Source organism: Veillonellales bacterium (assembly GCA_039680175.1).
Taxonomy (GTDB): domain Bacteria; phylum Bacillota; class Negativicutes; order JAAYSF01; family JAAYSF01; genus JBDKTO01.
Window position 1 is genome coordinate 21,755 of the sequence record JBDKTO010000038.1, and the last position, 21,801, is coordinate 43,555.

The window sequence follows — 21,801 nt, forward strand, 5'->3', positions numbered from 1 at the left end:
ATTTCACTAGCGAAAGGGTTGTCCGTATTGCAAAGATTGAAAAATAAAATGATAGTGGCAGGCATAGTGATTGTATTTTTTTTATTAGCAGGGCTGGGTTACATTATCTTTTCCTCGTTTTCCGGCGTTCCGGTTTTAAATTATCATCAAATCAATGATGAAGCCCATAATGCATTAACACTTAGCTCTTATGAATTCGATGCACAGATGGCTTATTTATATAAGGCCGGTTATACGACCATATCTCCGGACCAACTGCTGGATAATCTGCAATATGGTAAACCACTCCCCCCAAATCCCATTCTGATCACGTTTGATGATGGCTATGAAGACAATTATCAGGTGGCCTATCCCATATTGCAGAAATATCATTTTACGGCAACGATATTTTTGATCACCGATTTCGTGGGCCGCAACGGCAGGTATGTAAGCTGGCGGCAAGTAAGGGAAATGCAGGATAACGGGTTTAGTTTTCAATCCCACACCTTAAGTCATATCTTGTTGGCCAAGGCCTCCGATGAGGAGGTGACTTCCCAACTGACTGGTTCCAAAGAGGCGCTGGAATGGCGTCTCGGCAAAAAAGCGGACTATTTAGCCTATCCCGGCGGGGTCTATGATCAACGGGTAATTAACCTGACAAAACAAGCCGGCTACCGGGCCGCATTTACCATCAACCTGGGACGAAATACGAAAGAATGCGGTTTGTTTACCCTCAACCGAATTCCTATTTTTGAAGCCTCCCACACCTTGCTGCGGTTTTGGCTGCGATTAAAATTCACCGAAACCTTCAGTGCGTTGCAAAATTTTAAATCCTATTTGCGTAAAAACGGTGTCAGTTCCTTGGCAAATTTAATTTATGTTCCATAGCAAAAAAAGACCTCTTCGGCAGCCCCGAAGAAGTCTTTTTTGTCTATGAATCCGGATTCACTTCTCCCTTGCCACGCCTTAGCCAAAGAATTCCGGCTACGAGCAAGCACCCTGCAATGATCAAGCTTATATCATGGCCCACTGCATCTAACTTATGCCAGTTCTCGCCTAGAATCATGCCTCCGTAAATCAAAGCTATCGTCCAGGGCACAGAGCCAAGAATGGTACAGGCTACAAACTTGATGAACGGTACTTTGGCAAAACCGGCCGGCAGCGAAATAAATGTCCGCACCACCGGCAGCAGCCGGCCGAAAAAAGTCGCGGCGATGCCATAGCGGTCAAACCAGCGCTGGGCTAACGCCACGTGCCGCTTGGATAAAAAAAAGAATCTTCCATATCGATCAATAAACGGCCGGCCGCCGTAATGGCCCACGCCATAAGCAAGTATGGAGCCCAGCAGCCCTCCTGATACCCCTGATACAACTGCGGCAGTAAAATCCATTCGTCCCTGGAAAACCAGATAACCGACGAAGCCGAAAATCAATTCGCTGGGCACCGGCAGGCAGGCGCTTTCCATGGTCATTCCGATAAAAATAGCCGTATACCCCCAAGCATCAATATATTGGGTAATAATAGAATAAAATTGTTCCATCTAACACGTATCCTCCAAAAGCAGTGCGGCAAAATCATCTTTAGCGAATTTTTCGCTATTGCGGCTTCTATATCCTGCATTCCTGATTAGTTTAGACCAATACCGGCGCAAAAAATCATATTCTTTAAAATCCAACCTGCCGCCCCATGTCCTGCAGCAATTGTTTTGCCGCCTGAGCAAGAAGCACCGTATCACCGGAAACGGCAAAAATATCGGCGCCGGCCTGTTCCCATCGTTTCGCATCCGCCACACCGGGGCAGAAAATTGCCACATGCTTGCCGGCTTTCCTTCCCCGGGAAATCACATCCAGCACCGTGCGGTGAAAATCAGGATGTTCAAACTGTCCGCTTAGCCCCATGGACTGAGATAAATCCGCCGGACCGATGAAAATACCGTCAATCCCATCAACCGCTATAATTTCGTCCAGATTGCGAACCGCTTCCACTTCTTCCACCTGCACCATTATAAAAATATTTCGGTTCGCAGCTTCCCTATATTCTTTTCCCGCGATAAAACCGTATTTTGCGGCCCGAACCATGCCGGCCATACCCCGTTCACCGTCAGGCCCGTACTTTGCGGCACGGACAACGGCTTTGGCCGCCTGTGCCGTGTTGACCCGCGGCACAAGAATGCCTGTTGCGCCAACATCCAGCGCCTGAAGGATCAGCGCCAGATCGTTGGTGCGTACCCTTACAACAGGTTCGGCACCGCTGCCCTCAGCCGCTCTGACAATATGGACCAATTCGCTGGAAGTAGCAGGCGTATGTTCAGTATCAATCAAAACAAAATCCATTCCGGCATAGCCCAGAATTTCCGCACAGGCCGGCTCCCGGCTGAACAGGAAGCTGCCTGTAACCGTCCGACCGCCCAGGAGCCTAGCTTTGATCTTATTTTCTATTAGACTCATTCGACTCATCCTTGTCATTGATTATTTTTCAATTTGATTCACCAAAACACCGATCTTCTCTATTTCCAGACGCATTTCATCGCCTGGCCGCAGAAACTTGGGAGGATTAAAGCCCGCCCCAACTCCCGCCGGCGTACCGGTTGCAATGATATCCCCAGGCTCCAGGGTAATCACCGATGAAATTGTGGCAATCAGCGTGGGAATGTCAAACACCATGTTTTTCGTATTGGCGTTCTGACGTATCTCGCCGTTGATGAAGCTTTTGATCGCTAAATCATGCGGGTTCGGAATGTCGCTTTTATGGACGATACACGGTCCCAGGGGCGCAAAGGTATCGGGGCCTTTTCCCATAATCCATTGAGAATGAGCTTTCTGCAAATCCCGGGCCGAAACATCGTTCATAATCGTGTAGCCGAATACAGCATCATACGCTTCCGCTTTCGCTGCCCGAAAGGTTTTCCTGCCAATAATCACCGCCAGTTCCGCCTCATAGTCAAGCTGAGAGGTGATCTGCTTGTGGTTTTTCACAATTGCACCTGAACCGACCACACAAGTAGGCGGCTTGGAAAAGATCATCGGCACTTTGGGGACTGCCAAATTAACATCCTTCGTTTTTTCAAATTCAAGAGCATGTTCGACATAATTCTTGCCGATGCAGAATATATTTTTCCGCGGCCGGGGAATAGGGGCCAGAATACGTACATCCCTAAGGGAAATCTTAGGACAATCCTCATCGCTCCCGGCTATAATCTTTCGTACGACAGCAAGATCCGCCTCGCCGCCGTCAATCAAGTCCAGCATGTTATCCGGCAGCACAGCCGATTTACAGTACACCCGTTCAGCCGCCTGCAGCGGAATAACGGCGGTTTTGTCCGGGGACAAAATGCCGATATCCCTTTTCCCGTTAAACTCAAAAGTTACAAAATGCATGATGCACTCCTCCCAGCTTGTTTGCTCAATTGCTTCTCACACTTATCCGTCATTCACATCTATCTGTTTTGCCGCGTTCGGCTAATGATTTGCTCTTCTTCATCCCGGGATAAAAATCCTGCTTTTCGTCACGCCTGATAAACAACCATACAAGCCACCGAATAGCTTGGCAGCAGCAAAAGCCGGCACTTTCCACGGCAAAACAGCCGAAAAAAAAAGCAGACTGTCCGTAAAACAGCCTGCCCGCAAAACATCTATTTTTTAAGGCTATCAGTCAACCTGTATTACCCGGCTTACAAAACCGGGAATAAACCTCTCGCCGAAACGCTTTTGCAGTTCTGCCATCATGGCAAAGCCGGTGCAATGGCTGGCCGCTAAAAATTGAGGCGCGTATTTCTCTAGCTGAAGGATCGTTTTATTTTGCTGCTCCGGCGACACCGGTCCCAGATGAGTACCGCCGATCCAGCCGATCAATTTTTTCATTCCGGTAAGTTTAAATCCCAGCTCCACCGTATTGACCAGGCCGGAATGAGTACAGCCGCCGATCACGATCAGCCCGTCCCGGCAGGAATAATACAAAGACGTATCGTCATCAATCGGGTCCTGGCAGTCGCAGCCTGCTGCGCCGCAAAGCATCAATTTATCATCACCGGTTTCGTAGTCTGTCTGCCGCGGAACTTGCCCGCTGAACATAAGCCCGGGAACGATTTTCAGCGGTGCCCGCGACAAATGCCATTGAGCGCCGAGAGCCGTAAGTTCTTCCCGCGTATTGGGCATACCGATGTACCGTCTCGAACCGCCGGCCAGGGAATAGCGGCTTTGAAAAATATCAGGATGCCCGTATACCCGCACCGGCTTGCTCCGATGTTTCAAAAGAAAGGCCAAACCGCCGGTATGATCATAATGACCATGACTGACTATAATTCCATCCAGCTGATCCGGATGAATCCCCAGCAAGCTTAAATTATGGACAACCGCCCCCGACTGGCCGGTATCCAGAAGGAATTTAGCGGAATCTGTTTCCATCAGCAGCGAAAATCCGTGCTCACCCAAAAAAGGATGAGGCGTTGAAATCGGAACGGAATTATCAACAACAACTGTCAGTTTCAAAAAAAGACCTCCTTGATTATACTTAACCAATATTTTAGCCGATAACGCCGCTGAAAAGCAATAATGAAACCAGCCCGGCAACAGACGCAATCGTCGTAGACAACGTATACGTTTTAAAAAGATCGCCCATTTCCATGCCAAAATATTCTTTAACAAACCAAAATCCCGGATCATTCACATGGGAGAAGCCGATCGCTCCCGCGCCAATGGCCACGGCAACCAATGCCGGATCAAGGCCGGGATACATCGGCAGGACCGGAATAACCAGTCCTACAGCAGTAATCATGGCAATCGTAGCGCCGCCTACGGCGAAGCGCATAATTGCCGCAACGCACCATGCCAGTATCAACGGATTAATATGCCATGCCGTCAAGACTGATTTTATCGCATTGCCTATGCCGCTGTCCATTAAAACCTGATTAAATGCACCGCTGGCACCAATGATCAAAAGAATAGCTGCCATTGGCCCAATTGCAACCTCACTAAATTTCCGCAGCTTTTCCATCTTCATTCCCCGGTTTAACCCCAGCGTCCAATAAGCCAGAAACACAGCCAAAAACAAAGCAGTGACCGGAGATCCAATAAAATTCACATATACCATGGCCGGATGAGCTTTACCAAGCGCAAGCTCAAAAAGAGTCTTGGAAATCATCAATATCAGCGGAAACAAGATTGTAAACAATGTTATACCAAAAGAAGGCAGTTCCTCTTCCGGCGTTGGCTCCGCCTTAAGAAGATGTTCCGGCGGATGCAGTTCGAACTTGTTTCCTACCAGTTTCCCGAACATGGGCCCGGCAATGACCGCTGCCGGAAATCCTACGATCAGTCCATATAAAATCACCTTGCCGATATCCGCATTCAGGCCAACGGCAACAGCAGTAGCCGCCGGATGAGGCGGTACCATGCAGTGAACCGTCAAAAGGCCGATGATCATCGGTATGCCGACCATTACCAGGGACATTCCCGCCTCAATCGCCACACAAAATAACAGCGGCATTAAAAGAACGATACCCACTTGAAAAAAAACCGGTATGCCGCAGATATACCCCACAATCATTAACGCCCAATGGGTGTTTCGCTTCCCCAATACACGAATCATTGTCCTGGCCAAACGCTCCGCACCGCCGGATATTTCCATCATTTTACCGACAATAGCGCCTAACGCCAGGATGGGCGCCAGCATGCCCAAAAAGCCGCCGATGCCAAGTTCAATTGACTTTAGCATCTTATCCAGCGGCATCCCGGTACAAAAACCAATAAAAAAGCAAGCTGCAAGCAAAGCGACAAAAGCATGCAATTTAACACGCACTGTTAAAATAATAATCAATGCAATGGCCAACACCAAAACCGCTATCATCATTCCTGTAGTTCCCATTTATCCTTCCTCCCTGCTGTATCTCTATTTTAGTCTTTTTATACAAAGTGCCTCCTTCCAAATTAATTTAAGCTTTAAACTTGCGATAACTTCTTATATACTAATCCTATAGGATCCTATACCATTATACAATTGTTGAAAAAACAGAAAATTAAATAAAATAATTTGCTTTTTTGTGCAAAATAACCAAAGGCAAGGAGAAACGATATGATTATATCCGACGAAATGGCGCAAAAAATAGTCGATACTACCATGTGCTTGGTTCATCGAAATGTAAACATTATGAATCGGGAAGGCATCATTATTGCTACCGGACATCCTCATCGCTATAAAACCTTTCATAAAGGCGCAAAAGATGTGATTGAAACAGGGTCCGTCATTGAGATCTACCCTGACGAACTGCCTTTATATCCCGGTGCCTTGCAAGGCGTAAACCTGCCGATTGTATTTGACGGCCAAACCGTTGGCGTAGTAGGTGTTTTTGGCAGTCCGGATGAAGTTCGCTCTACCGGAAGATTAGTAAAAACGATAACCGAGCTTATTCTTGAACGAGAACTGCTGCAAAAAGAAATGCATTCCAAATACCTGCTGCGGGAACAATTTATTGATATTGTCATTGCCAATGCTTCCGGTCTCGTTCCGCCAAAAATAAACAGAATTGCCAAAACGCTGGGGTTAAAAATGCAAATACCCCGTGCAGTCGCTTTAATTGACGCAACAAGTCTGATCAGCAAATATATAGCCGAGTATGGCTCCTCCGAACTTGTGCTGGAGCGCGCGGCTGATTTATCCATTCAAAAAATTACCGAACTGGGTTTGATTAACGAACAAGATATTGCAGTTATGCTGGATGAAAAATTCATCATTCTAAAATGCTTCCCCCATAGACTTGACAATAAAAAAATGCACCAGTGGGCCGAAAATCTAATAGCTGCCATTGCTTCAAACGATAACGTTTTTCTTGCCTGCGGTATCGGAGCAATCACAGGTTCCATCCATGCGTATCATTCTTCCTATGAACAGGCAAAATACTGTCTTTCCCAATGTCAGAGCCAATCCGTGGTTCAAACGATATATGACCGTGATATAATCGTTCGTTACGCTCTGCAGGAAGCAGCTGCCAGTCCGGCCGGGCTGTCATTAAAAAATATAGCCGCATCTCTTTCCGGTACAAACTTTGAAAACACCGACATGCAAACGACTCTTCTCTCACTTTTGGAAAATAATCTTAACATCAACGCCACTGCCGATCAGCTTCATATTCACCGCAACACCCTTCTATACCGCCTTACCTGTCTGAAAAATGAAACCGCTCTCGACCCATCCCGCTGTATTGATGATGCAATTTTATGCAAACTGCTTTTAATCCAGCAGCAGACGAAGCAGCCGGAGATATTTTAATATCATTATCTTTCTATTCTTGACATTCCCCGTTAAATCATATATATTTATTTTGAAATATAATTCATAATGAATATACATTATCGCATCAGTTAAATTTCCGTAACGGCACTGAATCGTTCTGGCGTCGAATTATAAATTATATTTCAAATTGCTAGCAAAGGAGTTTTTTTATATGCCAAAAGGAGATGGAACCGGTCCGCTGGGCCGCGGCCCGCGAGGCAGCGGCCGCGGTGGCGGCTGCCGGAGGAATATGGTATTCAATACCGGCCTTGACCGCAGTAAGCGCAGCAGCTCCGGAGTTTCCAACATTAGCACGACTGCAAAGCAGGAACCTTTAGAAGCCCAGGCCGCCCGGCTGGAAGAACAAGCTGCGGCTCTGCGCAATTCAGCCAAGCAGAACCGTGCGGAAAAACGCTGTTCTGCCGGAACGGACGGCAGCCCGAAAGTATATAGTATTACTGACACCTGCCGGGGATGTGATGCTTGCAGAAAAGCTTGTCCCGTGGATGCGATCAGCGGCAATAGAAAAGAACAGCACTATATTGATCCCCTGAAATGTGTAAAGTGCGGCACTTGCATGGACATCTGCCCCTTTAACGCCATAAGAAGAAAGTGAGATAACAAAAGCAGCCGAATGTTCTTGACATTCCTTGGCAGACAGTGTATACTAATTATGAAATATATTTCATAATTAGTATACACTGTGAATCTTCATACAAAAAACGCGGTCTGACACATGACTGAAAGGGTATTTGCCGTGTATTCCGAAAAATTATTTGAATACAATTAAATTTTCCAATCAAAAATAATTATGCAACGGAGATGGTATGATGCAATGCGCACTGTGCAAACAAAAAAATTGCTACACCGGACAAAATTGTCCCGGCCTGCAGCCTGACGAAATCAAAGCAGCCTATGATACTACCGATCGGCAGTTGATGACGGCAGCCGCCAAGATTGAAGGAAACTATTATATGCAGCTATCACGCCTGGAAGAAAGCGTAAAATTTGCCCAGGAGATGAACTGCACTTCCATCGGCGTAGCCTTTTGCATTGGTTTAGCCAAAGAAGCCGGGTATATCGTACAATACTTCCAAAAATTTTTCACTGTCCATTCCGTATGCTGCAAAGTCTGCGGCTTCGATAAACACCACTTTGAACTGAAGCAAATTAAAGATGACCGCTACGAGGCTATGTGCAATCCGGCTATACAAGCTAGAATTTTAAATGATGCGGGAACAGAATTAAACTTTGCCGTTGGTCTTTGCGTGGGACATGATATGATTTTTAACCGTCACGTCAAAGCCCCGGTATCCACACTTGTAGCCAAAGACCGTCTGCTAAGCCACAATCCTCTCGGCGCTATCTATTCCGGCTACTGGCGCAATAAACGTCTTGAATTAACCGACTAACAGGCAAAAAAGCCAAAGGAAAAAACGTCCGACACTGTTGGAATAAACACCGGCAATTCAGGCGGTGAGTCACCCTACTTGAATCAATGCCGCCTATTGCGGAAATTTTGACTCATCACCTAAAATAAAAACTTCCGAAAATAGCAGGAACATACCATAATCTGCAGCAGGGAAAACCAATTATCTATTAGGATGTAACGGCTGCAGGGCTGACCAAACTATTCAAATATACCAAGAATTTGTTTTTACGGTCACTAACTGCATAAAATTAAATACATTTTACCAAAATAGGAAGGTGAGAGAAAGCGAGATGAAAATTGCCATCACCGCCTATGGCAAAAACCGTTTGGCAAAAGTTGATTCCCGATTTAGCCAAGCCGGTTATTTTGTCATCTATGATCAAAAAAAAGAGGTCTGGTCATCTCTGGCGAATACACAAACTGCCGAATCTGTCTATGGGACAAAAGCTCTGGCAGAAAACGACATTAAAATTCTCATTACCGGTTACATTGGTGCCAAATCTTTTAAACTGCTGCAAGCCAATCAAATTTCCATCTATTCTTCGGGGGAAACAACCAGCACTGCAGAAGAAATTCTATCGACGTTTCTGTCCGGTAAATTAGCTCTTCTTTATGCACCAAATGCTTTAGATATGCCAAACAGGAAACAAAAATAACGCCGTCTCAGCCGCTTTCCCCCTTGATATTTCATAATATTTTTTCTTTTAGTTCATGAAACATAATCCGTTACTACAAAAGGAATCGCTGCCGCCAGAGCAGCAAATGTAAAAAATAAAAATTATCTTCAAAAAAACAGAAAGGTGTTGTTTCAACTATGAAAATCGCTATTCCGTTAGCCGGAGGAAAACTTTGCACCCATTTTGGCCATTGCCAGGAATTTGCCATCGTAACCGCAGAAAACGGCAAAATTGTAAAACAGGAAACCATGACTCCGCCGCCTCATGCGCCCGGCGTCATTCCCAACTGGATCGCCGACCAGGGCTGCACCGACATTCTAGTCGGCGGCATGGGGGAAGCGGCTCAAGCCATTTTGCGGGAACGTGGCGTAAAAGTCTTATGCGGTGCGCCCTCAGATACCCCGGAAAATCTTGCCGCCCGGTATCTGCAAGGCAACCTTGCCGATACCGGCAACGCCTGTGACCATGACCATGAGGGCCACGGCTGCGGCAATCATTAATCAATATAAAACAGGGGCCGGTTAGACGACAATTGTCGTCTAACCGGCTCCTGTTTTGCGTTCAAAACTCACAAGCCTCGACCGCGAATTAAATAAATTAAGGTTCCTTCCTAACTTTCGATTCCATTATGCTATTTTCCGTTTAGACCTTAATTTTATTAAAAATTCTAACGGATTACTTTAATCCATCCTTCTGGTGCTTCGATCCGTCCCATTTGAATACCTGTCAAAGTTTCATACAGCTTTTTGATTATAGGTCCCATTTCGCTCATACCGCTCGGGATACAAATTTCTTTTCCATGATCTACAATCTTTCCTACGGGTGAAATAACTGCTGCCGTACCGCACAATCCGCATTCAGCAAAGTCTTTCACTTCATCCAGAAGCACTTCCCTTTCTTCTACCTCCAATCCAAGATATTCTTTTGCAACATGCACCAAAGAACGTCTGGTAATCGACGGCAGAATACTCTCCGATTTAGGTGTTACAAGCTTGTTATTTTTTGTTATAAAAATAAAGTTTGCACCACCCGTCTCTTCAACCTTTGTTCTTGTCGCCGGATCGAGAAACATATTTTCATCGAAACCGGCTGCATGAGCTGTGACAGAAGCATGAAGGCTCATCGCATAGTTTAATCCCGCCTTAATATGACCTGTTCCATTCGGTGCGGCCCGATCAAAATCACTTACGCAAAGAGTAAGCGGCTTCATACCACCTTTGAAGTAAGGTCCAACGGGAGTCACAAAAACTCTGAACTGATACTCGTCTGCGGGTTTTACACCGATTACTGAGTTAGTTCCCATCATATACGGGCGAATATATAACGTAGCCCCTGAACCGTAAGGCGGAACATATGCCGCATTCGCTTCAACGGTTTTTACAACTGCATCGACAAAACGCTCCGCGGGAAAAACCGGCATTTCCAATCTCCTGGCAGAATTCTCCAAGCGTTTTCCGTTTAAATCAGGGCGAAAGGTTACGATATGACCATCTTCAGTAGTATAAGCCTTCAGCCCTTCAAAACATGCCTGTGCATACTGAAAAACGCACGCACATTCGTTTAATACAACAGTATCATCTGAAGTCAGCGTGCCCTCATCCCAGGCCCCATTTTTGAAATTGGAAACATATCTCTTCTCTGTAGATATGTAACCAAAGCCAAGGTTCTTCCAATCCAATTGTTTCTTTTCCATAAAAATAGCCTCCATTCTTTATTTAAATAGTAAAAAATAAAACCTCCGCCCCCTATCTAAAGGGGCAAGAGGTTACTCTCGCGATACCACCCTTGTTATACCTAGCAATACATAAAAGCATATTAACTAGATACATCTCATCAAGCCTAGCAACTTTAGCAATATAACGGTTGCACTCACAAGGAGTTGATACCGGCGCAGCCTACTAAAAGGTTCAGCTTTGCAGTTCAGGAATGACACTCGCATCGTTCTGTTATCGGTTCACACCGCCCACCGACTCTCTGAAACATACTACATGCAACTAGCTCCTTCATTACTTTTCCGGTTACAATATTAAATTTTATTCAGAAAAATATGAATCTATAAAGTGTTTTTAGTATACTACTAAAAGAATTATTTGTCAAACAAAAATAGCATGATCTTCAATTAGTCTTTTGGGGAAAAACAAAAGTATCCGCTTTAATTTAGTGGGATTCTAAATTATAAAAAATCAAGTGATCCTGTTATGATGCAACTGTGCCAAAAAGATAAAGAACGCGTATTGAATGCTATTAAAGCGGGACATATTGATGCCGCCGATGTAAGTTTACCCAATAATATGACAGTAACGAATTCATTGGGTTTGCGGCGTCCCCGATCCCGCGTTTCAATCCACACGCCCGCGAAGGGCGTGACTATCGCCTCCTAAATAACATGATCAAACCACCAACGTTTCAATCCACACGCCCGCGAAGGGCGTGACATCCTTCCGATGGACTTCCTGCTGGAGTATCATTGTTTCAATCCACACGCCCGCGAAGGGCGTGACCTTAGGCAGGTGGGTTACAGCAGATATGCTTGACGTTTCAATCCACACGCCCGCGAAGGGCGTGACCGAAGATGGGTGATGCTGCAGAAGAAGTTAAGAAGTTTCAATCCACACGCCCGCGAAGGGCGTGACATTTGACATGTATGGTTCTAGCACAGTTTAATGTTTCAATCCACACGCCCGCGAAGGGCGTGACGAATACTCGTACATCATGTGCATATCCGATGCTCAGTTTCAATCCACACGCCCGCGAAGGGCGTGACTTTTTCAGCAGTTTATTGGCTTTCTTCATGCGCTCGTTTCAATCCACACGCCCGCGAAGGGCGTGACGGTAATGGAAAGTTTGCAGCCAAACGAGTTATTGAGGTTTCAATCCACACGCCCGCGAAGGGCGTGACCATAGTAAAGCAACACCAACAAACTCTGTCTCTGTTTCAATCCACACGCCCGCGAAGGGCGTGACGTAACACTTTCAGGAACCTTATGGGTATACTGAAGTTTCAATCCACACGCCCGCGAAGGGCGTGACAACTCACATAGAGTTTCCACAGCTTCACCGAAGGTTTCAATCCACACGCCCGCGAAGGGCGTGACTAAGCATTACGCCCCAATTTGCAACCCATTCCCAGTTTCAATCCACACGCCCGCGAAGGGCGTGACCCCTACCCAGCTATTAACTGAGTAGGGACTTTGTTTCAATCCACACGCCCGCGAAGGGCGTGACTAAGCAGCTTGAAAGCTAAGAACCAAATTCAGAAGTTTCAATCCACACGCCCGCGAAGGGCGTGACAGATAGACGGTAAGTTACCTAACTTGGCACTGATGTTTCAATCCACACGCCCGCGAAGGGCGTGACTAAACTTTGTAGCAAAACAACGAGATAGAGCTATTGTTTCAATCCACACGCCCGCGAAGGGCGTGACCTGAATGGCTATACAAACGTAACCATAGCTTAACTGGTTTCAATCCACACGCCCGCGAAGGGCGTGACTAGGTGTTAAAATGGTTGGCACGCAAGGGACAGGCGTTTCAATCCACACGCCCGCGAAGGGCGTGACCCTTTAAGCATCGAGATCACCAAATCCCCAGTCCCGTTTCAATCCACACGCCCGCGAAGGGCGTGACAGTTTATCTTGTGCTACAGAAAACACCTGCCTTCAAGCACGTGTTTTTGCGAACCATTAAAAATTCCTTTTTATTTTACCAAAACTTGGCTACAAAAATCCTCAACCATTGTTTATCACTTGCCTGCGAACCTCCCGGGAAAATCATGACAACTCCAGGTTCGCATCAAACCATGAGCATACCTTCCGGATCATATCCGGTTTTGGCGCCAAAATGTTCCACACGATTCTTCCAGTTGTTCCCGAGAAAATAATAACGCAAGCTGTCCGTTTTCGGATCGATAATACTCTCCAACCGGAATTTCAACTCGGCAAATTTTGTTGGATCAAGTAAGCACTCGAAAACTGAATTTTGAACACGCTGGCCATAATTAACACATTGCTTTGCCACTTTCCGCAGACGACTCTTCCCTGCATCAGTAGTTACATTAACATCATAGGTAATCAATACCATCATTGACAACACCTCATTTCCAGAAAAATGGCGGATAATCTTCTAAATCGCCTCGCATATATCTGGCCAGCAGCATCGCTTGGACATAGGGTATGAGCCCCAACGGAATCTTTATTTCAAGATAAGGATGAACAATTTCCTCTTGTTTTCTTTTTTGCCATGCAGTCAACACTGCTTTGCGGGTATCGTCATCCATAAGCACAGTCCCATTTTCCTTTATAACAAAACCTTTTGCTGAAATCTGATTCCGATTCACCAGCGTTACTGCCAGCCGGTCGGCAAAATGAGGCCGCAATTCTTCCATGATATCCAGGGCAAGACTTGGCCGCCCCGGCCGGTCCCGATGCAAAAATCCCACCTGCGGGTCTAGCCCAACACTTTCCAATGCTGCTACAGATTCATGGGTAAGCAGAGTGTATAAAAAGGAAAGCAATGCATTCATCCGGTCCGTCGGCGGCCGACGGTTTCGATCTGCTATTTGAAAATCATCTTTTTGACTGAGAAGCAGCTCATTAAAATGAGTGAAATAGAGCCGGGCCGCTTCTCCCTCAATGCCCCGCACGGCATCGCCATCCTTCGCCTGTTCCAGCCGTTTCGGCATGCCTGCCAACAGCTGGATTGCACGTCTCAATGAATCCTGATCAACTGCCTCCGGGTGGTCCCGTAATACTCTGTGCAGGACCGCCCGGCTATTCATAATTTTGGCAGCAATAAAGCGTCGGGACAACCGAACAGCCGTATTATTATCATCCGACCAGCGGTATTGTGTCCGCCGAAGCAGCACATTACCGGACACATTGCCGGTCACACGCCCCATAAACTTGCCGTATCCGGTCAAAAAGGAAAGGGCTACGCCGCGTTCACAGCACAAGTACATAAGTTTCGGGCTTGCACCCGCAAAACCGAAACAAACAATGCCCTCCAGATTATGCACTGGAATGCGAAATTTAATCTCGTCTTGGGCTTTAATCAAAACATTTTCACCGTCACAAGCCAAATAGGCATCAGGCATGGTCACATAAAGTGTATTCAGAAGCCGTCTCAACGATCCTCCTCCTCTACACAGCACATCCGTGCTAAATAAGCTTCCACTGAACGGTGCTGCGTCATCCAGTACGGCTGACATTGCTCAACCAGCGAGCATTGGGAGCAATGCTTTCCTTTTTTTGCTTTTGGTGTTATTCCTTCCCGGAATAATTGATGCATCCGTTGGGTAAGAGCGACTGTATGCTGGCGAAGAGTTGCGTCTATGGCTATTGATTCCCGATGCTTAGTTTGTCCATAAAAGAGGAACCCTGAAACAACGGATACCTGCATCATCTCTTCCAGCGCCATAGCCTGCGCACACAACTGTACCGCATCCCGATCATCTCGCTTCGGACGTCCCCGCTTGTATTCTACAGGAGCCGGTCGCCACCATCCGGTACGGTCTTCCAACCGGCACACTTTGCCTGCTTCATACTCCTTACTTTGATAAAACTCCACAACATCCGCGATGCCCCGCAACCCAAGAGTGTGAGAGACCAAGGGCATCGCCCTGACCACGCGGAGTGTTTTCCTGCTTTCATCCTCAAAGGGATCATCCGTACGTTCGTGCAAATGCTTACCTTCTACCGTCCGGACATTCTCCGACCAAACCTGTTCGATATGAATCAGCGCCCACTGCCGTTCGCAGAAGGCCATGTGCTGAATGCCGGAGAGCATGAGGAAATCGTCTTCTGAATAAATAGCCATTATTATTTATACTCTAAGGTCATTTGCCACAACCTTTTCCCTTCATACTTATGAAATTATTTCTGGAATGCATTTCGTCAGAACATTGATAGCCCATAGTCATCGATCGAACATGGGGTGTCTGCTTTCGCAATAATATGTAAAACACGTTAACCATTACGGAGATCCCCTTTGGTATTTTTTCAGAATCAATAAATTAGACTATCAAGACTTCCCCGCTATACTTCTTCAATTTCACAATACCCGCCATATAGCCAAGAAAATCATCATAGTCAAGATTCCACCTATATATGTTATCTACTACCATAGGCGTCTTCAGTTCATCTAATTTGAATTTAGCAATTTGAACTGAAACTTTTTGCAAATTGCGCCAATTTATTTTGCCATATTTCAGTTGTTCTGCTACAGTAGCATCGACCACAACAAGACGCGTATCGGTGTCAATAACTTTAAAGTCATGTTCTACTTGACGAAACTCCTGAATGCTTTCATTGTCAACCAAACTCTTGTGCTTTCCCGATAGCCCATACAGCGCAATTTCATCAACTATAGATTGTGTACTGAGTTCTGGGGAAATCGTTTTGTTAATTTCAAAATACCCTTTCAGAACAGAAGCTGACTCTTTTAAGCCCGGATTAAGCTTCAACATTCCGTCCTCGGAGATACAAAATGTCCACATTTGTGAATCTCCAAGAGTGCCTTCCCTGTTTACACGTCCTGCTGCCTGCAGCAAAGACACAAGCGAGCCAAGTTCTCGAAATCCATTTCTAAAAGACAAGTTTACTCCAGCTTCAACACAAGATGTTGCAATGAGAGTCCAATCAGTATCTTCTTTACTTTCTAATCGATTCCTTACCCGTTGGAGTGTGTTGTCACGATCATCAGAAGTTAGAGCAGTTGATAAATGTTCAACCCGCCCCCGTCCAAAATGTTTCGCAAAATAATCTGCCAATACAGCTGCACTTTGAACGGTATTCATGATGACCAATCGCGGACCAGGAAAGCCAGCAATCCAGTCAGAAGTTTCTTTTGTTCCTCTAGGCTGCAAGTCATTATGATAGGAAATCCGGTTATTTTCATAACTCGAAAGTTGACTGCGAATTTCCTCATTAACGATTTCCGGTATGTTATCGGAGTCATTTCTATCAGATATTTCAGGAATTGTCCAAAAGCGATTCAACGAGCCGGATGCCAATACCCAGTAGCAATCCCATTCGGCGGCATAAATATTGATCCATTTCCAAGCAAGTGGCAGAAGACTGACCGGTAAAGCAGCATGAGCCTCATCTACGAATATGGCACTTCCTGGCAATTCATGCAGACGACGTAACGTTGCAGAAGAGTTAGATGCAAGCGTTTCAAAGAAAGCAACAGCAGTCGTCACAATAATTGGCGCACGCCAAAGTGCGGTTAAATATCTGGTATCCTCACTTTCAAAATCTGCACGATGGTGCAACTCTGCTACAACATCCTCAGCGTTCTCACCCGGCAAAACGAGCATATCTCGATAGATATCAACTGATTGCTTAATGATATTGGTAAATGGCAGTATCACAAAAATACGTCGCAATCCACGTTTTTCTGCTTGTGCAAGCAAATGCGCCATAACTGCCGTTGTTTTCCCAGAACCTACCGGACTATCACAAGAGCTAATTCCTGAATTGATGTCGGCATCTCGACACACGTGATACATCTTATTGCGCAAGGTATTTCTCTCATCATTGGCGCCCTTTTGCTGTAACTCGGCAATACAACGGTCTAATCGTGCAAGACGCTCGTCTGGACGCAACAGAATCGTTTTTTCGACGGATGGATACTGTCGATAATGAGTGGCCGTGTCGGTATGGTCGGCATCTGAAATGCATGATAATAGCAGTCGAAAGAAAACCGAACGGTTTCCCTTAATTGCTTCCTCAGGATATCTGAAGTGGCTTTCTATGAGGCTATCATGAATTGCTTCTAATTGGGGCACTTCTCTATCTACATCAGAAGCAATGGAAACATCACGAAAAATTGCATCACCCTTATTCATTTCAACAGAAAAATCCGGGAAGCCAAGGTGATGAGCCTGTATCGCAGCAGCGGAAATTGCGGAAAAGTGCTTGCAGTTCAAAAAATGGGCCGCCCCTGCGTCCTGATGATGTCGTGGAAGAAACTTTGACGATTTTCTCCCAGACAGCACCTCTTGGTTATCTTTGTTTAACTTGCCCATATCGTGATAGACAGCTGCCTTTTCCACCACTTGCGATAGCAGGTCTTTGTCACATTCAGAATAACTGGTCATAGCGCGTACATATTCGCATGCACGCGATCTTACACCACAAATATGTGTTGAGTATTCCTGTTCGGGAATATTCCCCTTTTTACTGTGTGCTAAGTAAATCATATCAGCATCAAGTCAGTTGCCAAGCTTACCCTTCCTATCAACTCCTCTGGCAGAGCGGTTTTGTCCTCATAATCAGCCCAAGTCGTAGACGCAATGGTCGTATCTCCAATACGCTTTGGCGTAAGTGCTTCCAAAAGCATAAAATCAGGACAGCTGCCAAGAGCATTTTTATGCTCAATATACCAAGCATGACGGATGCGTACATCTGTGCGAATGGCAGAACGATTCAAATCATACGCTTGGGGAATAAGCAGTTTAAGTAAGGCGATGTCCTGCTCAGTACAGCCTGTTTTGTGAGCAAAATTAGGATTCACAAAGAAGGGCATACAATACACACCATGTTCCACAACTCGGAAAGCCAGTGGTGCCATGCCAGCGTTTTTACCTTCCTGTCTTGGAGCTTTTTGCGTATTTGAATGACGTATAGTATTTATTGGTGAAATTGAGACCCCAACACCGAACTGAACAACACCGGTTTTTATAAAATTCTTATTTGCTCCTTTCTCCAAAAAAGTATTTCCGAAGATTCGCGCATCCCAATATTTTTTAACAAAAGTACTTTTCAAAAATTCTTTCTGATCAAAACTTGTTATGTCATGTGCCATTTCTTTAGTAATAGCCCCTAGTTCACGGTCTCTTGACTCCAATATGCAGTAATTATCACTATTCTTAGTATACGTATCAGGGAGACTCTGAAAAAAGTCACTGTCATGGTCCTCTAGTAAATCACGCAGCTTACGCTTGAAGGATACTGGTGAAATCTCGCCTATGCCATTCGGACGCTGGCGGGGATCACTTTCTCTGTCTGGATCGCCATTTGCATTTGAGTTTACAACCTCAATTACCAAAAGACCAGTTGCCCGTTTAATTTCACTGCTCATTATCAGACCCTCCTATATTATTGCCATTATTGTTGTTATCTGTGGTACTTGCTGGTGGTTCACTTTTAGGGAATGATGCAAGATATCCAATGAAAAGCTGCGCCTTGTCAAAATCGTTAAACCTTGTTGAATTTGTCATCGTTAAGCTCCGCTTGTTGGCAACATTTTCAAATAGCTTGAGGTACCAAGCCGCTTTCCAACTTTCTTTTCCTTCATCCTTGATATTCTTAAAGCGGTATTGCTTTGCCCATGTTATGTAGGGATTCATTCGGCAGGACAATTGTGCAATTGCCTGATATGGTGTCTCTCCAGCAGTCACAAACAGCGCACTGCCTGCAAGTTGCGGCGGAACATCCCCATTCCGAACAACTTTGCAATACAATGTATGAAGCTCATCGGATATTTTCAGTAGCTGTCCGACTAAGTACGCCATGTTTTCCATATATTTCTCCTTTCGGTCACTATTTTTATCAAGCAACAGTCCAAGAACGGACAGTAGCAAGACTATTTCTCTTTTCAGCTTTTCTAAGTTTTTCCCCTCTGTCTTGTCTTTGCATTTTGCTCCACCATGTACCCAATTGCCAAAATAGTTTACTAATCCCGACGAGTTTGTAATTACGATATGGAGGTAATTGCAAATCATACTTTTTTGCATAATATCGAGCAGTAACTCCATCCCCTGATAGCACTTCATCCGTTCAACAGTGGATTTCCCTTGTGCCAAATCTCCATTTTGCTTCCATACATTGTTGACGATACGAGCCACTTGTAGCGGAAAAGGAGTTTCCCTCTCTCCAAGTTCAGTCTCTGGAATATTGCTACAGCCAATCGCCCAGTTTTCAGCAGCTTTGATCATCTGCTCCGGTGAGCAATTTCGAGAAAAAATTACCTTTGACCGAGCTTTATCCATTTTCCGAATTGTGAAAATCTGAATAAATTCTGGCTTTTCATGCGTGGGAATGCCTCTAAGTGCCTTAATAAACTCTTCCGCAATATTTTCAAACCGCGCTTCCGTTTGCACAGAGATTTCTGTTTGATTTGACCCGAAAATTGATGCAAACTTGGGCGGAACCTCAGGCAATTGAGATGGGTAAACAAAAACAATCTCTTTTGTGTCGACTTTCTGCCATGTAACCCCCTTTCTATCCGAGCTAGCAACCCATTCAAGCGCTTTTTTTGCTAACGAGCGGTTTTCTGGCGAAATCGGATATGAATTGTTTTCAAAGTATTTATAACGACCTTGACATGGGTGTTCTGAGAACATAGAACGCAATTTTACATCAGATATACCTGCGCCCTTAAGGTCTATACTGGGCATAGGTTTATCAAAAATTTTGAGAGGCTTTCCAAATGCATCAGTTAGGCCTACAACAGGAGGAATTTTAGCTATGGTATTGTGATAGGTTCGTAAAAGTGCGCTGTTTACCCATTCGGTGATATGTTTGCTTGCTACAGGATATCCATATTGTTGCCAATCAACCAAATCTAAGATAATCGATATCGATGTGTCAGTGTCGTTTTTTGGCGCCTTTTTGGGGTTGGCCTTATGGAACAGTATGAAGAATGCCAAATCAACGTCCTCTTGTTTTTGGAGCTTTGCAAAAATGCATTTCTCCAGTGCAGACCTAAAGCTCTTATCGCAATCGTTATCATTGGAAAATTCAGCGGCCAAACGAATCAGTTCTAAGATCAGACAACATTCCGGTTGTTGCTGTGTACCGATTAATTCAAGAAAGCTCTGTGGAACACTATGCAAACTCCGATTGACTTTATCAATAGTCCCTCTATGCCAATTGTCATTAGCACACCACGATTGAATCTTGTCTACGTCGAGTGCTGTGTTTGCTTTTTCTATGCGTTCTAGTTCAGATAGATGTTCTTTATTGGTGATACGATACAACGGTGGAATATTGAAAGCAGGAAAGGTCCCTTGTTTATTCCCGAATTTTCTCAGCGACTGTGCAAGCTCTGCACTTATGCTCTCAAGCTCGCAGATCGAGCCATCCTTGGCAAGCCATATTCTGATACAGGGAGCTTTGGAGGTAACCTTGGGAAGTGCGCCGTAATCATCATACCAATCCTTTACATTTATCCCATTGCTCTCTAATGCGTTTGAAAGGCGATACAATTCATTCAGCATGATTCTCCCTCCTTTTGGGGATACTCCAACACACCGTTTTGAATAACAAGGTCATTGTCGTAAACATAGGAGACCGGAGAAAAATTCTTTTTTGCATAGGAACCCAGAGGGGTATATCCCTTGGAAAAAACCTGTCTAAGCATTGATGGTATGATTACTGGCAGTAAATCAGATAATACCTGCGTTGTGTCACGAAACTTGCCAAAATATGAAGGAGTAAACTCTTTCCATCCCAATACCGGAATGGAATAGCACTGCCCCCTCTTGAGACGTCTTGCAAAAATGCTTTGATAAGCATGTCCGGGTGATGTCGTATTTTTATCCCATCGTATAGCACTTTCCGGCAATTTGCTTTTTTCTTTATTGGGAACAACTGCTGCGTATAGTCGATAACAGACATCAATTAACACGGTAGTATACAACTGATAATTATTTCCCTTTTTTATCGATGTGGGTTTTCGCAAAGGTCCTCCATAATTTGTACAATAGGAGTGGTATTGTATGGGCTCACACAATTCCACTTTTGTTGGAATTATTTCTACATCCGGCCCCCACAAAATAGATTCAAAAATAGCCTTGACCGCAGAATATGTTGGAGCTGGATAACTGACAGGACAATCACCGGTATCCGGTCTTGTCCACATCGCGGTATTTCCGGCTATCTCCATTTCAATGGGATAAGACAATCGTACCATAAAAATCCTCCTTTGCTTTAAAATTAGGTAGTTCGTGGTAATTTTGACAAATGCATTATCCCATAATGTCTATCCCGTAAATCGGACTTTTCATAGTGACATCGGGAAACTGCAAACCTGCATTCCAGCGTAGTTAAAATCATGAGATTAAAATTCTTCAGTAATATAATTTACACATACTTCTTTCTTCTCGTTTTATTCCAAAATTTCCTTCCTTTTTTACAAAATTCCTCCATTTTTTCAAATCTTTTTAGCAAAAAAGCGCTCTTCCCTTTTCCAGAGAAAGAGCGCTTTTCTCAATCTACTATCCTATGCCATACAATTTAGCAAATTCGTTAAAAATAAATAACAGAAAATACTGAAAAGTGCTATAATATAAGTAGGAAGGAGAATAAAGGGAGGTGGCCTTGAGATGGAACTGATTCGGACATGTATCGTTTCTTTTGGGCTTGCAAGCCTGTTTTCTCTGGTCGCCGCATTAGTGTTCGGGCTGACAATAAAAAGTTAACTTTTAGGAGCCGCAAGGCTCTTT

At 44.9% G+C, this 21,801-nt stretch carries 19 protein-coding genes, 1 CRISPR repeat array and 1 other annotated feature; of the genes, 6 read left to right on the plus strand and 13 right to left on the minus strand.

What is annotated here, in order from left to right; all coding sequences use genetic code 11:
* Positions 1 to 36 precede the first annotated feature (36 nt).
* Positions 37 to 867, plus strand: coding sequence for a polysaccharide deacetylase family protein (locus tag ABFC84_06185; protein MEN6412341.1), 831 nt, complete (start codon positions 37 to 39; stop codon positions 865 to 867).
* A 43-nt stretch (positions 868 to 910) separates the two neighbouring features.
* Here the strand turns inward: ABFC84_06185 and ABFC84_06190 are convergent, their stop codons facing one another.
* The 5 genes from ABFC84_06190 to ABFC84_06210 form a co-directional block, all read right to left on the minus strand.
* Positions 911 to 1,519 carry a DedA family protein gene (locus ABFC84_06190; GenBank protein MEN6412342.1) on the minus strand — a complete coding sequence of 203 codons (609 nt, stop codon included), beginning with the start codon at positions 1,517 to 1,519 and terminating at the stop codon, positions 911 to 913.
* 124 nt (positions 1,520 to 1,643) lie between these two features.
* Positions 1,644 to 2,426: an aldolase/citrate lyase family protein gene (locus ABFC84_06195; protein MEN6412343.1), complete on the minus strand. Its 783-nt coding sequence runs from the start codon at positions 2,424 to 2,426 to the stop codon at positions 1,644 to 1,646.
* Between the two features lie 21 nt (positions 2,427 to 2,447).
* Positions 2,448 to 3,356, minus strand: a complete 909-nt coding sequence (locus ABFC84_06200; protein ID MEN6412344.1) for a fumarylacetoacetate hydrolase family protein — start codon at positions 3,354 to 3,356, stop codon at positions 2,448 to 2,450.
* 270 nt (positions 3,357 to 3,626) lie between these two features.
* A complete protein-coding gene (locus ABFC84_06205) occupies positions 3,627 to 4,466 on the minus strand; it encodes an MBL fold metallo-hydrolase (GenBank protein MEN6412345.1) in 840 nt (279 codons plus the stop codon).
* A gap of 34 nt (positions 4,467 to 4,500) precedes the next feature.
* The gene (locus tag ABFC84_06210; protein MEN6412346.1) at positions 4,501 to 5,841 is read right to left on the minus strand and encodes a gluconate:H+ symporter; all 1,341 of its coding nucleotides are present in this window, start codon (positions 5,839 to 5,841) and stop codon (positions 4,501 to 4,503) included.
* A 207-nt stretch (positions 5,842 to 6,048) separates the two neighbouring features.
* Here ABFC84_06210 and ABFC84_06215 point away from each other — a divergent pair, with 207 nt between their 5' ends.
* The 5 genes from ABFC84_06215 (at position 6,049) to ABFC84_06235 (ending at position 9,854) form a co-directional block, all read left to right on the plus strand.
* Positions 6,049 to 7,242 carry a sugar diacid recognition domain-containing protein gene (locus ABFC84_06215; GenBank protein MEN6412347.1) on the plus strand — a complete coding sequence of 398 codons (1,194 nt, stop codon included), beginning with the start codon at positions 6,049 to 6,051 and terminating at the stop codon, positions 7,240 to 7,242.
* Positions 7,243 to 7,417: 175 nt separating this feature from the next.
* Complete coding sequence (locus ABFC84_06220) at positions 7,418 to 7,861, plus strand: 4Fe-4S binding protein (GenBank protein ID MEN6412348.1); 444 nt, start codon at positions 7,418 to 7,420, stop codon at positions 7,859 to 7,861.
* A 214-nt stretch (positions 7,862 to 8,075) separates the two neighbouring features.
* A complete protein-coding gene (locus ABFC84_06225) occupies positions 8,076 to 8,657 on the plus strand; it encodes a DUF1847 domain-containing protein (GenBank protein MEN6412349.1) in 582 nt (193 codons plus the stop codon).
* 310 nt (positions 8,658 to 8,967) lie between these two features.
* Positions 8,968 to 9,333, plus strand: coding sequence for a NifB/NifX family molybdenum-iron cluster-binding protein (locus ABFC84_06230; GenBank protein MEN6412350.1), 366 nt, complete (start codon positions 8,968 to 8,970; stop codon positions 9,331 to 9,333).
* 158 nt (positions 9,334 to 9,491) lie between these two features.
* Complete coding sequence (locus ABFC84_06235; GenBank protein ID MEN6412351.1) at positions 9,492 to 9,854, plus strand: NifB/NifX family molybdenum-iron cluster-binding protein; 363 nt, start codon at positions 9,492 to 9,494, stop codon at positions 9,852 to 9,854.
* Positions 9,855 to 10,021: 167 nt separating this feature from the next.
* On the opposite strand, the gene ABFC84_06240 is transcribed toward ABFC84_06235, so the two are convergent.
* The 8 genes from ABFC84_06240 to cas5 all read right to left on the minus strand — a co-directional run bounded on the left by ABFC84_06240 (position 10,022) and on the right by cas5 (position 21,269).
* The gene (locus tag ABFC84_06240; protein MEN6412352.1) at positions 10,022 to 11,047 is read right to left on the minus strand and encodes a branched-chain amino acid aminotransferase; all 1,026 of its coding nucleotides are present in this window, start codon (positions 11,045 to 11,047) and stop codon (positions 10,022 to 10,024) included.
* Between the two features lie 57 nt (positions 11,048 to 11,104).
* Positions 11,105 to 11,370: a binding site (T-box leader), on the minus strand.
* A gap of 320 nt (positions 11,371 to 11,690) precedes the next feature.
* A CRISPR array of direct repeats spans positions 11,691 to 12,980; the repeat unit is 32 nt; unit sequence GTTTCAATCCACACGCCCGCGAAGGGCGTGAC.
* 165 nt (positions 12,981 to 13,145) lie between these two features.
* Positions 13,146 to 13,436: a CRISPR-associated endonuclease Cas2 gene (cas2, locus tag ABFC84_06245; protein MEN6412353.1), complete on the minus strand. Its 291-nt coding sequence runs from the start codon at positions 13,434 to 13,436 to the stop codon at positions 13,146 to 13,148.
* A gap of 10 nt (positions 13,437 to 13,446) precedes the next feature.
* Positions 13,447 to 14,478 carry a type I-C CRISPR-associated endonuclease Cas1c gene (gene cas1c / locus ABFC84_06250; GenBank protein MEN6412354.1) on the minus strand — a complete coding sequence of 344 codons (1,032 nt, stop codon included), beginning with the start codon at positions 14,476 to 14,478 and terminating at the stop codon, positions 13,447 to 13,449.
* Entirely contained in the window at positions 14,475 to 15,167 is a 693-nt protein-coding gene (gene cas4, locus ABFC84_06255) for a CRISPR-associated protein Cas4 (GenBank protein ID MEN6412355.1), read from the minus strand. The genes cas1c and cas4 overlap by 4 nt, the downstream gene beginning before the upstream one ends.
* A 196-nt stretch (positions 15,168 to 15,363) precedes the next feature.
* The gene (locus tag ABFC84_06260; GenBank protein MEN6412356.1) at positions 15,364 to 17,553 is read right to left on the minus strand and encodes a DEAD/DEAH box helicase; all 2,190 of its coding nucleotides are present in this window, start codon (positions 17,551 to 17,553) and stop codon (positions 15,364 to 15,366) included.
* A complete protein-coding gene (locus ABFC84_06265) occupies positions 17,550 to 18,434 on the minus strand; it encodes a type I CRISPR-associated protein Cas7 (GenBank protein MEN6412357.1) in 885 nt (294 codons plus the stop codon). Before ABFC84_06265 ends, ABFC84_06260 begins: the two co-directional genes overlap by 4 nt.
* Positions 18,424 to 20,574, minus strand: coding sequence for a hypothetical protein (locus ABFC84_06270; protein ID MEN6412358.1), 2,151 nt, complete (start codon positions 20,572 to 20,574; stop codon positions 18,424 to 18,426). The genes ABFC84_06265 and ABFC84_06270 overlap by 11 nt, the downstream gene beginning before the upstream one ends.
* Positions 20,568 to 21,269 (minus strand): CRISPR-associated protein Cas5, encoded by a 702-nt coding sequence (gene cas5 / locus ABFC84_06275; protein ID MEN6412359.1) that lies wholly within the window; start codon positions 21,267 to 21,269, stop codon positions 20,568 to 20,570. Before cas5 ends, ABFC84_06270 begins: the two co-directional genes overlap by 7 nt.
* Positions 21,270 to 21,801 lie beyond the last annotated feature (532 nt).